Here is a 12,861-nt window from a genome sequence, read left to right on the forward strand (position 1 = left end):
GTCTAAATCAGTTTTTAGGTGTAGGGACCCAGACCACTTGGCTGACCTGGATTGATTTTGGAATTAATTTGACCTGTTGAAAGAGATCAGCAATTTCTTGTTGTGCCTGTACGACTTCAGGTTTAAGGCTATAAATAGGAGAGGGTTTGAGCCGCTTATCTATAACCCGCTGGGCAATATTTTGTTTAAGGCCGGTACTTTGCTGATAAATCTTTAATGCCTGTTGCTGGTGTTGAAGTACCCATTGATCGGCAGTATTTAAACTTTGTAGGATCTTTTCAGTTGCACCGGGATGCTGCTCAATAAATTGTGGATTAGCGATATAAAATGAATAAGTCCGTGCAAAGGCTTGGCCGTCAATTAATACCTTGGCTTTGGCATCCAGCTCTGCTGCACTTAAGTACGGTTCCCAGATCGACCAAGCATCAATTGACTGTTTATCGAAAGCTGCCCGTGCATCTGCCGGAGGAAGCCAGATGGGCTGAATGTCCTGCCAGCTTAAACCAGCCTTTTGTAAAACTTTAGCCAAAAGTTCATGAGCACTTGAACCTTTCTGTACCGCTATCCGCTTACCTTTTAAATCGGCAAGTGTACGAATTGAACTGTCTGCAGGTATTAATAATGCCTGTGCATTCTGGGGAACCACTTCATAGCCAATGTATTTCAGATCTTTCCCGGCCGCTTGTGCGAAAACAGGAGGAGTATTACCTACTGCACCAAAATCAATTGCACCAACTGCCAGTGCTTCCAGCATTTGTGGGCCAGCTGGAAACTCTTTCCACGCCACCTGAACGCCGGGAAACTGCTGTTCAAATAGCTGTTGCTGGCGAGCGACTAACAGATTCAGTGAGGATTTCTGGTATCCGATTGCCAGGGTTTTGAGTTTGTTTTCTTGAACAGACTGTTGTCCCGGCGCAGTATCAGAACTGGTTTTCTGGCAGCCACTCAGGCCTAAGGCTATAAAACTGCTAATTAAAAAAACTTTGAGTGAATACATCTGGCATCCTTCTTATTGTTATGGTGTTTGCTTTAAAATCGCAGCCTGAATATCAAGTTTGACAGGTATTAATTTCTGGGCATAAAAGGCATCAGCTACTTTCTGCTGCGCATGAGAGACCTCCTGGCTAACTGGTCTTACCCCAAAGCCCATACGTGAAATAGAGGTTTTTAAAATATTATGTTCCAGTCCGGTTGGTTGTTCTAACAGACTGGCTGCCTCGTCCTGATGCTGGGCAACCCATTGGGTCGTAGTGTTTAATTCTTGAATAATAGTCTGAATGACCTTTGGGTTGCTTTCTGCAAATTTACGATCGGCCAGATAGAATTGCAGGTTATTGACCAAGCCCTGACCATCCTTTAAAACCCGGGCACCAAGTTGCTGTTCTGCTGCGGCCAGGAAGGGGTCCCAGATTACCCAGGCATCGACAGAACCACGTTCAAATGCAGCACGAGCATCTGCCGGTGGCAGATAGACCACCTGAATATCTTCAAGCTTTAAATCATTCGCCTCTAAAATATTCAGCAGTAAATAATGAACATTAGAACCTTTATTCAGTGCAATCCGTTTACCTTTTAAATCAGCAACAGACTGTATGGGAGAATTCTTCTGGACTACTAATGCTTCCCCATGAGGCGCACCAGGCTGATTTGCTACATAGACAATATTTGAATTGGCTGCCTGAGCAAAAATAGGAGGAGCTTCACCTGCTTCTCCAAAAGCGACACTTCCGACATTCAGACCTTCAAGGAGCTGTGGACCTGCAGGAAATTCAACCCAACGAATCTTTATACCTTGTGATTTGAGCGCATTTTCCAGACTACCTTGGACCTTTAGAATCGGTAAAATGCCATATTTTTGAAAACCGATATTCAAGACCTGAGTCTGAGGGTCAGATTTGGAACAGCCACCTAGAAACAGGGCAGTTGCCAGACTGGTCAATAAGATGGCAGAACGGGCCCAAGAAATTTGCTGGCTGTTCATGGAAAAGGTGCTCCTGGCAGTGAAATTTAACAATCACATACAGCCTAAGATGCCCGGTAATGCTAAAAAAATAAGCTTTTATCGTTTAGTCATGAAAAAAAAAGCTAAAATATAAAACTGCTTAACTTATGAGTATTTATGATTTAAAAATTAATATTATTTTTAATTAAATATCTGAATATTATTATTAATTTTTTATTGAGCTAAAGAAGAACCAGAAATAATAATTAAAAACCTTAAAAATCCTAATTTTTATTTCTGGTTCAAAGATATATTTATTAAAAATAAAGCTAAATATTAAGGCCGGTTCTATAACTGTTTTTTAAATACCAGTGAATTTCGCTGATAGTTATAAAGTGCCTGCCGGGTATTGGGTAAATCATCAACAGAGGCTGGCATGAAACCATGTTCTAGGAACCAGTGTGCTGTGCGGGTGGTCAGTACAAACAACTGCTTGATTCCATTCTCTTGTGCCTTTTTTTCAAGAAAATTTAAAATCTGACTGCCTCGATTCGATTTGCGGTATGCCGGATGTACCGCTACACAGGCAATTTCTGCCGAAGGTATTTCATTCTTCAAAGTTGGAATCGGGTAAAGCGCCGCACAGGCGAGAATGGTACCGTCACGTTCAATGACAGCAAACTGGTTGATTTCAGTTTCCAGCCGTTCACGTGAGCGGTAAACCAGTATCCCTTCTTGTTCGAGGGGGCGTAACAGTTTGATCAGTCCACCTACATCCTGAATTCTGGCAGTGCGGACTTCTTCATAATGTGCATCGGTGATCATGGTGCCAATCCCATCACGGGTAAATAGCTCTTCAATCAGCGCACCGTCATACGTATAAGAAATCAGATGAACACGATTGACGCCTTCTAAGGAAGCATCGCGTGCCGCACGTAAATATAAAGCCTGGGTTGGATCTGCCTGTTCATGCTGTTCTATATAAGGGTCCAGCTGCTGAGGTGTTAATTCACGTAATAATTGCTGTTTGGAATTTAATAGACCTTGCTGCTGGCCCAGAAAAATCAGTTTATCCGCTTTTAGGGCAACGGCTGTCTTGGTTGCGACTTCTTCTGCCAGCAGATTGAAGACTTCGCCTGTAGTGGAGTACCCAGTCGGTCCGAGCAATACAATACTGTTATGCTCAAGATGCTGATGAATACTGGTACTGTCTATAGAGCGGACCTCACCGGTTAACTGAAAATCGATACCATCATGAATACCATAAGGTTTAGCAGTGACAAAATTACCCGAGACTACATGGATAGCTGCGCCGTACATAGGTGAGTTCGCTAACCCGGTAGAAAGCAAGGCTTCAATTTGCAGACGGATTGAGCCTACAGCACTCATGACACAGCCAAGAGACTCACGTGTAGTAATCCGGCGGTTCTTATGAAATGGTGCACTCAGCTGAAACTGTTCCAGATTCTGGTTAATCTGCGGACGGGCACCGTGAACCAGAACCAGACGAATTCCCAAGGAATTGAGCAGGGCAATATCGTGAATAATATGCTGGAAATTATCATGGCAGACAGCCTCACCTCCAAACATGATGACAAAGGTCTTATTACGATGCGCATTAATATAGGGAGCAGAATGCCGGAACCAGCGTACATTGAGTTGTTCAGTAGTATTCGCGGTTTCCAGAGAATTCATAATATGCCTGATCCAGTTGCTTATTCAGTCTGCTGATTCTAATCAAAAAACAGCAGGCAGGTATATAAAAAGCAAAAAAACACCCGGGTCAGTGCCCGGGTGAATATGTATCGATGTAGGACTGAATTAGCCCAGAATCCGTATGATACGGTTGTTACGTTCATTGACCAGCACATAGTCACCATTAATTTTATACCACTGCTGATAACGGGCAGGCTTATTCAGGTGACGGCTATCACGGTAGTCAACCTTGTAACGGTTGTTATCATACTGACGAGGCAGCACCTGACCACTGCGCCATTCACGACTTGGATTTACTCGTGAAGATGAACGGCGATCATCCCAGCGGCGGTCATCATGACTCCAGTGTGGGGTATTAGGGCGGTCATAACGCTGATCATAATGCTGTGGTGCGGCCATAGCACTGGTAGTAATCAGCGCGCTCAAAGATAAAGCGATACCTGTAAGTAATGTTTTCATGTTTTTATCCTGCGTTGCAAGCTCATCAATTTATAACGCTACTTTAGGCAACAATTAGATATAAAGCATGAAAGCCGTTTTATTGAATTGTGAAATTAATGAAGGAATTGAGAAGGAAATTAGAAATTAACTCGACAGAAAAAGCCAGTTAGCCCTATGTAAAAAGGCCTAAATTGTATTTAGGCCTTTTTATTCTGGATGAACGGAATAATGAAGAATATGTATCAGTCCATAATCCTGATAATACTGTGTTTATCTGAATCGACTAACAGATAATCATTATTGACCTTGTACCATTGCTGATTACGCGAAGGTTTCGGCAGGTCATGACTTTCATATTCAACCTTATAACCGTTGCCCCGGTAATGTTGCGGCATAATATAACCGGTTTGCCATTTGTGCTGTTTTAGACGACTGACTCCACGTTCTTCACGCATACGACGCTGTTCACGGACAGAATCTTCGTCCTGCTGGAACATCTTGCCATGTGGCCCGCCACGTCGGTCCGAATGGTCCTGATTTTTATGAGGAGGTGCTGCAAAAGCTACACTTGCCATGAAGGTAGAGAAAGATAATGCCAGCACAGCCATAATCTTTTTCATGTTTAATCCTCAAATTCATACTTAAAATTTCTTTACCCATCTACTGTACGAAAAAAAAACAGAGAAACTGTGAAGATAATTCAACTAATTATTTAAAATTGCAGAGACAATGCGTACTTAATATAAAACAAATTAAGTATTCTCCATACTATTATTATTTATATGTATCGGTAAATTTCTGCTTTAAATATTTAAGCTTATTTCTGCTTTTACTCATTCTTGGCATAGAGCAAGATATGATCTCGTCTATGCCTGTAACCTATTTTGCAATGGCAGTAGTTTAACTTGGTATAGCCTGTTTTTATTTAAGCCAAACAGTGATTCAAAAATAAAATCCGAGACTAATCCTGAGCATCGATACTCTGCCCATTCATATGACGGCTGTCTTCACCCATCAGGTATAAATAAGCCGGCATAATTGTTTCTGGTGTCGCTAGCACTTTTGGATCTTCATCTGGAAAAGCCTTAGCCCGCATGGCTGTTCGGGTGGCGCCCGGATTAATGCAGTTAAAGCGTATATTCGGATGCTGGTTTTCTACAGCAAACAGTTTGCTTACCGCTTCAATAGCAATTTTAGAAACAGAATATGCACCCCAACGCTCACGAACTTCCCGGCCTACACCTGAACTGGCAAAAACTACTGAAGCATGTTCAGATTTTTGCAGTAGAGGCAATAGGGCCTGCGTTAGTACAAAGGGTGCTCGCAGATTTACCGCCATCACGTCATCCCAGACTTCAGCTGGATAATGGGCCAGTTCGATACGCTCACCCAAGATACCGGCATTATGCAAAATTCCATCTAGACGTCCGAACTGTTTATCCAGAATATTGACCAGATGTTCATAATCCTGTGCAGAAGCACTGGACAGTTGTAAAGGCAAAATGGCAGGTTGAGGTGCCCCCAATGCTTCAATTTCATCATAGATGACTTCAAGCTTGTTCAGGGTACGTCCATGCAAAACAACTGTAGCACCATGCAGGGCATAACTTAAGGCAGCAGCGCGGCCAATACCGTCACCTGCACCCGTGATCAGAATAACCTGATTTTTCAGTAAGTCTGGACGAGGTTGATATTGTGAGTATTTCATAGGCAAACCTCCTCATTATTATGATATGTCTAAAGTACTACGGGTTTTTCTGATTCCAGTTTCAGCAGTTGGCATACCTTCTGCCGCAGTTCGGAAATATCATTCACTATACAATCTGCCTGCCAGGCCGTTAAGTCATCTTTGTGGCTTAACGGTAAATAGCCGTAAGCAGCCAAGATGGTATACATTCCTGCATTACGACCGGCTTCAATATCACGCGGATGATCCCCGACATAAATGATTTGCTCTGCCGGAAGATTGATTTGTCTGGCAGCTAAATACATCGGTTCCGGATCAGGTTTGGTTCTGGTGACATCCTCAGGGCAGACCAGTACTGCACAGCGTTCTGTTAAGTTGAGGGCAGCAAGTAAAGCCTCGCTTAAGCCACGGGGCTTATTAGTCACAATTCCCCAAGGAATACCTCGAGCTTCCAGTTCATCAAGTAAAGGGTACATGCCTTCGAACAGGTCTGTCTCAACTGCAATATCTGCTCCATATAGGTCCAGAAAACGCTGACGGTGTGCCAGAAATACCGGATCATCGACCTCAAGATGCGGATAGACCAGTTTGACCATGGCTCGCGCACCTTCAGACACCTGGGTGCGGATCAGGTCTGCTGCTACAACCTCACAGTTTTCGGCACGGCACATATCCTGAATAATACGGATAAAGTCAGCTGCGGTATCAATCAAGGTACCATCAAGGTCAAACAGGACAGCTTTCATTCTGTGACTTCCTTAACAGTATGTACCATATAGTTGACATCTACATTCGGTGCCAGCCAGTAATGTTTGGTCAGCGGGTTGTAATGTAAACCGGTCATCTGTTTAAGCTCTAGCCCGGCAGCCCGGATGTCATGGGCCAGCTCAGATGGGCGTATAAACTTGTGATAATCATGAGTACCTTTAGGCAACATCCGGAGTAGGTATTCGGCACCAATAATAGCGAACAGATAAGATTTCGGATTACGGTTAATAGTAGAAAAGAACACATGGCCGCCCGGTTTTACCAGAGTCTGACAGGCTTTAATAATAGAAGCCGGATCTGGTACATGTTCCAGCATTTCCATACAGGTCACAATATCATACTGGTCCGCTTGTTCTTCAGCCAGCTGCTCTACCGGAATTTGGCGGTACTCAATATTCTGCACATTTTCCTGCTGGGCATGCAGGCGGCCAACTGCTAAAGGCGCCTCACCCATATCTACACCCAGCACTTCAGCCGCACCGCGACGTGCCATACTTTCGGTCAAAATGCCACCACCACAACCTACGTCCAGTACCTTTTTACCGGCCAGGCCACCACTGAGCTCATCTACCCAGTTCAAGCGCAAGGGATTGATCTGATGTAAGGGACGGAACTCAGAATGCTGATCCCACCATTTGGCTGCAAGTGCTTCGAATTTAGCAATTTCTTGTGGATCAACATTCAGTTGCGACATGACAGTCACCTCATTATCCGGTTAATGATCAGGAATAAAATATTCAGACTTAGTGTAGCGTTAATTCCAGAAAAAGCGATAAAAGCTGTAAAAAAGTTCACAGAAGGAAAACGATTCTGGCATATTTAATTTATAGTGAGCTCATAAACTCGGCATAACAATTCAGAGGAATCTTAGCGTCAATGAAAAAGTTTATTTTAGGTAGTTTGTGTACTGCTGTAATGGCATTTTCAGGTAGTGCCATGGCAGCCAATTTTGTAGCAGGCAAGGATTATACCGTAGTGGCCAATCCTGTTAAGGTTGAAGTACCGGGCAAGATCGAAGTCCGTGAGTTTTTCTGGTATGGCTGTCCGCACTGTTTTAAGCTTGAGCCGCATATGCAGGCCTGGCTTAAAAAGATACCTAAAGACGTACGCTTTGTACGTACTCCGGCTGCCATGAATAAACTCTGGGAACAGGGTGCACGTGGCTATTATGTGTCTGAGGCACTCGGTGTACGCCAAAAAACCCATCTGCCATTATTCCATGCAATTCATGTCAACAATCAGCAGATTTTTGACCAGGCTGCTCAGGCGAAATTCTTTACCAAGTACGGTATACCAGAGAGTAAATTCAACAGCATGTTTAACTCTTTCTCGATTACCGGAAAAGTGGCGCAATCTAACCGTCTGGCGCAGCAATACCAGTTAACTGGTGTACCTGCTGTAGTTGTAAATGGTAAATATATTATTCAGGGTGAAGATGCTAAAGTTACCCAGGTGCTTGATTTCCTGATTAATAAAGAACGTAAAGCCAAATAGTCTATAGTTATTTAATTATTTAAGCCGTTTTCTGCCAGGGCAGGAAACGGCTTTTTTATAGATAGTATTTAAACTGAACTTAGAGTAATTCGCTGTCCAGCTCGAATGCATCCAGATTAATCGGTTGGCTTGGTAAAGAAAGTGCCTGATTGATATAAAGCTGAATCAATTTTTTACGTGAACCGATAGAACGCTGATAGTAGCTAGAATTAAGTAACAGGGCTGCACCATAAGTCAGGGACCAGATATAAGACAGATAGTCACGGATCGACATATCATAATTTAATGATTTTAAATATTGTTCGGTGACTTCACGAATGGCCAGAATCCGTTCCTGCCGTACCTGATACAGCTCTTCAAAGAGTGTATTCAGACCGGATGCTGTCATAGTCAGATGCTCTTCAAGCTGGTGCAGTAAAATAGTACGGCCAGGCGCAAGCAGGTGATGTAGCATATAGGCAGGTGCATATTCCCTAAAGTTACGATAAGGTGCACGGGAAATTTCCAGCAGTTGTCTTTCATTCTGGATCACCAGTTCCAGTAATAGCTCATTTTTACTTTTAAAATGCTTGTACAGTGTACCTTTGGCAATATCCAGCTCTGCAACCAGTTCATCCAGTGTAATTTCCTGATTATTTTCCAGTAGTAGCTTCTCTGCTGCCTGAAGAATGCGTTCTTTACGTAATAAAAATTGTTTATGGCGCTCTGGATTCATGCCTGTTTTCCGTTCCTTGCCGATGGCTATACTGTAGCAGTACTTACCTTACTGTAAAATTAAACTATTTGTTGAGATAACAGAAAGCCAAAAGCCGGGTGATAGCAATTTTTGTGTTAAAAATTGGTGCTTAGCACTATGTCCAGTTAGATACGCCACGGAACATAAATCGTAATTCGGTCGCAGCCTGCTGCATAAATTGCTCCTGCTGTTCCTTCAAGGCCAGTCCACTATGCTGGCGTGACAGACTGATCCAGGTCATGGCCCAGGTAAAAGAGAGATTGGTAAGAATAGTAGAAAGTACCTTAAGGTCATTTTCATCCTGAATATGCTTGAGGCTTTCAATCCGGCGCAGGTCATTGACCAGATCATCAATTAGAAATTCAATTTCACGGCCAATCGCCTGGCGAACGACCTTGGAACCGCCCCAACGTTCAGAAATCATAAAAATCCAGGGTTCAGGATTCTGGTCAACTGCCTGAAAAAAGAGTTGTAAGGTATTCTGTGATTTACTGCCGAGCTGTGACAGATAAGCCAGACCCAGCTGATGTAACACTGTTTTTAAATGCAGCGCGACCTGATCAAGCAGTTCCTGACCTAAATGGTCCATATCCTGAAAATGCCGATAGAAGGCAGTTGGCACTAAACCAACCTCACGTGCAACTTCACGCAGGCTGATACTGCTAAATGAACGACCAGAAGTACTCAGGCGCAATGCCGCATCCAGTAAGGCCTGACGACTCTGCTGCTTTCGTTCATCACGTATCGACATCATGCTAACCCAAAATTACTTTGTGCAAGAGTCTAGCAAAAAATAGCTACTTTTAAACGACGAATATCAGTGTACAGGTGTTGACTGAATAATGGAAAAGCGTATAGTGAACAATTGTACACTTAAAGAACGTTTGTTCACTCACTAAATAGCTAGCATAAAGAGGAACACCGATGACCGCACAAATGCAATACAAGCCACAATGGATACGTGAAGATTTTGTAGACTTTCTTCTGGAAAAGGTTGACCCGATGTTGGCCTTAAAACGGATCAAGGCACAAGTCATTAGTGTCTATCCTCTGGCAGCCGACATGTACCGGATTAAACTGAGACCCAGCCACCGGTTTAATACACAACAGTATCGTGCCGGGCAGTCGGTTCTGGTCACAGTTGTAGTAGAAGGTGTACGTTTACAGCGTAGTTATTCGATTATCGCTATAGATGCTGGTACGCTGATATTAGGGGTTAAGGTGCAGGGCCGGGTTTCCCGGGCCATGTCACAGCTGAAAAAAGGCGAGGTAATTGAAATATCGCAGCCACAGGGGGAGTTCTGTCTGCATGCTGGTCAGGAGCCTGCTTTACTGATTGCTTCCGGAAGCGGAATTACAGCTATTTATGCTCTGTTACAGCAAGCCATGACACAAAAGGTTAGACAGATCGATCTGCTGTATTTTAGCCGTGATACTGTCCTGCATAATGAAATCCAGCAATTAGCAGAGGCCTATCCGCAGCTCAACTATCATTTTGTCAATACTACCCAGCAGAAACAGCATCTGGACCTGGCTTTACTCAAAGCTATTGTGCCACATTTTGCCCATACTCACAGCTATGCCTGTGGTACGCCAGGCATGATGCAGGCGGTACAGTATATTTATCATGGGGCACAGGCAGAGGACTGGTTACATCAGGAATATTTCCAGCCAGTCATGGATGAGACCCTAGAAGCCCAGCCAGTCAGGTTCATACGTTCACAGCAGGCATTTGAGGCCAAAGGTAATCTGCTAGACAGTGCAGAACAGGCCGGTTTAAGACCTGCGCACGGTTGCCGTATGGGAATCTGTAATACCTGCACCTGTACCAAGATCAGTGGCTCAACCAGAAATCTGCTGACCGGTGAAATTGATCATGGTAACAACGTTCAGATTAAGCTTTGTATCAGCCAGGCAGTCAGTCCGCTTGAGATTAATCTCTAGAGTCAAAAAATTAAAAATATTGGAGAGCACCCATGAACATGTCCATACAGTATCCACTAAATTCTAAATCCCGCCATTTAACACCTGAAGAAATCCAGCAGTTTGGTGAAAAAGTAGACGCAATCCGCCGTGAAGTTATGGATAGTCTTGGCGAAAAGGATGCGGCGTATATCTATAAAATCCGCAACTTCGTCCGTTATAGTGAAATTGCTTCACGTGGCATGCTGATGTTTGCCGGCTGGATCCTACCAGTCTGGCTGGCTGGAACCACCTTGCTGGGTATTTCTAAAATTGTTGAAAATATGGAACTGGGTCATAACGTGATGCATGGCCAGTTTGACTGGCTGAATGACCCGAGCCTGAATGGGGCAAATTATGACTGGGACACTATCTCGACGGGAGATGACTGGAAATATACCCATAATTATGTGCACCATACCTATACCAATATTGTCGGCAAGGATCATGATGTCGGTTATGGATTGCTTCGGGTCAGTGAATCACAGAAATGGGAGCCGCGCTTTCTATTTAATATTCCACTGGCAATCCAACTTATGGTGTTTTTTGAGTGGTATGTGGGTGTACAGAACCTGCATCTGGAAGATGTACTGGTCTATAAAACCAAAACCTGGAAACAGGTCTGGCAAGATGCAGCAAAACTGCGCCTGAAAGTCCGCCGTCAAGTACTTAAAGACTATATCTTTTTTCCATTAATCGCCGGACCGAATGCCTTACCAGTTTTTGCCGGAAATGCGGTGGCCAATATAATTCGGAGCCTGTGGGCCTCCGCGGTAATTTTTAACGGCCATTTTACTGAAGATGCTGAAACCTTTGAGCCAGACAATACTGAAAATGAAAGCCGGGCAGAGTGGTATTTACGCCAGATTCGTGGTTCAAGTAATTTCAGTGGCACGGAAGGGCTGCATATTCTGAGCGGTAACCTGAGTCACCAGATTGAACACCACCTGTTTCCGGATATGCCGGCTAACCGATATGCCGAGGTGGCGCCTAAAATTAAGGCTCTGTGTGCAGAATATGGCATTCACTATAATGAAGCGAGTTTTATGCAGCAGTTTGCGAGCGTATGGGTCCGGCTGGCGAAATGCTCTTTACCGGAAGGTAGTCTGCAAAAGGTCAAGGCAGGCCGCTGGAAGGAAGCATTTACCTTACTGAAGAACCGCTTTTCGAATGAGCACAATTTGTAGCTGCACGGGAAAGAGATGCATCTGCTATAATAGCGCGCAATCAATTTTGAGCCAGCTATAGGATGGATTATGCGTATTGACCAGCGTGCCCTAAACCAATTACGTGATGTCAAAATCACCCGCAACTACACACGTTATGCCGAAGGCTCAGTATTGGTTGAGTTTGGTCATACCAAAGTATTGTGTACAGCCAGTATCGATAATTCTGTACCTCGCTTTTTAAAAGGTCAGGGTCAGGGCTGGGTAACTGCTGAATACGGCATGTTACCGCGCTCCACCCATACTCGCAGTGACCGTGAAGCGGCACGCGGCAAGCAGAGTGGCCGTACCCAGGAAATCCAGCGCCTGATTGGCCGTAGCCTGCGTGCAATGGTCGATCTGAAAAAACTGGGTGAAAATACTATTACTATCGACTGTGACGTGATCCAGGCTGATGGCGGTACGCGTACAGCAGCCATTACTGGAGCAGCTGTTGCACTCGTAGATGCCATGAATGTGTTGCTTGAGCGCAAAAAAATCAAACATGATCCCTTAAAAGGGCTAGTTGCGGCTATTTCTGTCGGCATGTATCAGGATGAGGTGTTACTGGACCTGTGTTATGAAGAAGATTCAAACTGCCAGACTGATCTGAATGTGGTAATGACTCAGGCAGGTGAATTTATTGAGATTCAGGGGACTGCAGAAGATAAGCCATTTACCCGTGCCCAATGCAATGCCATGCTGGAGCTGGCAGAACAGGGAATTAGCGAGCTGATCAAGAAACAGCAGGAAGCGCTGGGCTGGTAAGCTGCATGTTCTATTCAAAACGCATCTTCGGATGCGTTTTTTATTTCATGGAAACGACATCAAAATATAACATAAACGTCATCGGTTTTCAGTATTTCTAGTCCTTACTTCTTTATTGGGTAATGGACAATGCATAAATTAT

The 12,861-nt window shown here is 44.1% G+C and carries 14 protein-coding genes; 4 read left to right on the forward strand and 10 right to left on the reverse strand.

Annotated features, from left to right (window positions below):
* Positions 1-7 precede the first annotated feature (7 nt).
* The 8 genes from AC0VYT_RS00135 to ubiG form a co-directional block, all read right to left on the reverse strand.
* The gene (locus AC0VYT_RS00135; RefSeq protein ID WP_005017450.1) at positions 8-997 is read right to left on the reverse strand and encodes an aliphatic sulfonate ABC transporter substrate-binding protein; all 990 of its coding nucleotides are present in this window, start codon (positions 995-997) and stop codon (positions 8-10) included.
* An 18-nt stretch (positions 998-1,015) separates the two neighbouring features.
* Positions 1,016-1,981, reverse strand: a complete 966-nt coding sequence (locus AC0VYT_RS00140; protein WP_005017447.1) for a sulfonate ABC transporter substrate-binding protein — start codon at positions 1,979-1,981, stop codon at positions 1,016-1,018.
* Positions 1,982-2,290: 309 nt separating this feature from the next.
* Positions 2,291-3,637: an amino-acid N-acetyltransferase gene (gene argA, locus AC0VYT_RS00145; RefSeq protein ID WP_005017446.1), complete on the reverse strand. Its 1,347-nt coding sequence runs from the start codon at positions 3,635-3,637 to the stop codon at positions 2,291-2,293.
* Between the two features lie 126 nt (positions 3,638-3,763).
* Complete coding sequence (locus AC0VYT_RS00150; protein WP_005017443.1) at positions 3,764-4,117, reverse strand: RcnB family protein; 354 nt, start codon at positions 4,115-4,117, stop codon at positions 3,764-3,766.
* Between the two features lie 224 nt (positions 4,118-4,341).
* A complete protein-coding gene (locus AC0VYT_RS00155; RefSeq protein ID WP_005017440.1) occupies positions 4,342-4,719 on the reverse strand; it encodes an RcnB family protein in 378 nt (125 codons plus the stop codon).
* Positions 4,720-5,060: 341 nt separating this feature from the next.
* On the reverse strand, positions 5,061-5,807 hold the full coding sequence (locus AC0VYT_RS00160; protein WP_005017438.1) for a YciK family oxidoreductase: 747 nt from the start codon (positions 5,805-5,807) through the stop codon (positions 5,061-5,063).
* A 29-nt stretch (positions 5,808-5,836) separates the two neighbouring features.
* Positions 5,837-6,532, reverse strand: coding sequence for an HAD family hydrolase (locus AC0VYT_RS00165; protein WP_005017436.1), 696 nt, complete (start codon positions 6,530-6,532; stop codon positions 5,837-5,839).
* Positions 6,529-7,248 carry a bifunctional 2-polyprenyl-6-hydroxyphenol methylase/3-demethylubiquinol 3-O-methyltransferase UbiG gene (gene ubiG / locus AC0VYT_RS00170; RefSeq protein WP_005017434.1) on the reverse strand — a complete coding sequence of 240 codons (720 nt, stop codon included), beginning with the start codon at positions 7,246-7,248 and terminating at the stop codon, positions 6,529-6,531. Before ubiG ends, AC0VYT_RS00165 begins: the two co-directional genes overlap by 4 nt.
* A 182-nt stretch (positions 7,249-7,430) precedes the next feature.
* Between ubiG and AC0VYT_RS00175 the strand changes: the two genes are divergently transcribed.
* The gene (locus AC0VYT_RS00175; RefSeq protein ID WP_005017432.1) at positions 7,431-8,048 is read left to right on the forward strand and encodes a thiol:disulfide interchange protein DsbA/DsbL; all 618 of its coding nucleotides are present in this window, start codon (positions 7,431-7,433) and stop codon (positions 8,046-8,048) included.
* A 79-nt stretch (positions 8,049-8,127) separates the two neighbouring features.
* Here the strand turns inward: AC0VYT_RS00175 and AC0VYT_RS00180 are convergent, their stop codons facing one another.
* Positions 8,128-8,763, reverse strand: a complete 636-nt coding sequence (locus AC0VYT_RS00180) for a TetR/AcrR family transcriptional regulator (protein ID WP_005017430.1) — start codon at positions 8,761-8,763, stop codon at positions 8,128-8,130.
* Positions 8,764-8,899: 136 nt separating this feature from the next.
* Entirely contained in the window at positions 8,900-9,535 is a 636-nt protein-coding gene (locus AC0VYT_RS00185) for a TetR family transcriptional regulator (protein ID WP_005017428.1), read from the reverse strand.
* A gap of 173 nt (positions 9,536-9,708) precedes the next feature.
* Between AC0VYT_RS00185 and AC0VYT_RS00190 the strand changes: the two genes are divergently transcribed.
* From AC0VYT_RS00190 to rph, 3 genes are all read left to right on the forward strand, one after another.
* Entirely contained in the window at positions 9,709-10,728 is a 1,020-nt protein-coding gene (locus AC0VYT_RS00190; RefSeq protein WP_005017427.1) for a flavin reductase family protein, read from the forward strand.
* Between the two features lie 32 nt (positions 10,729-10,760).
* Positions 10,761-11,933 (forward strand): fatty acid desaturase family protein, encoded by a 1,173-nt coding sequence (locus tag AC0VYT_RS00195; RefSeq protein WP_005017426.1) that lies wholly within the window; start codon positions 10,761-10,763, stop codon positions 11,931-11,933.
* Between the two features lie 69 nt (positions 11,934-12,002).
* Positions 12,003-12,719 carry a ribonuclease PH gene (rph, locus tag AC0VYT_RS00200; protein WP_005017425.1) on the forward strand — a complete coding sequence of 239 codons (717 nt, stop codon included), beginning with the start codon at positions 12,003-12,005 and terminating at the stop codon, positions 12,717-12,719.
* Positions 12,720-12,861 lie beyond the last annotated feature (142 nt).

This window comes from Acinetobacter sp. QJM3NY_42 (assembly GCF_056173745.1).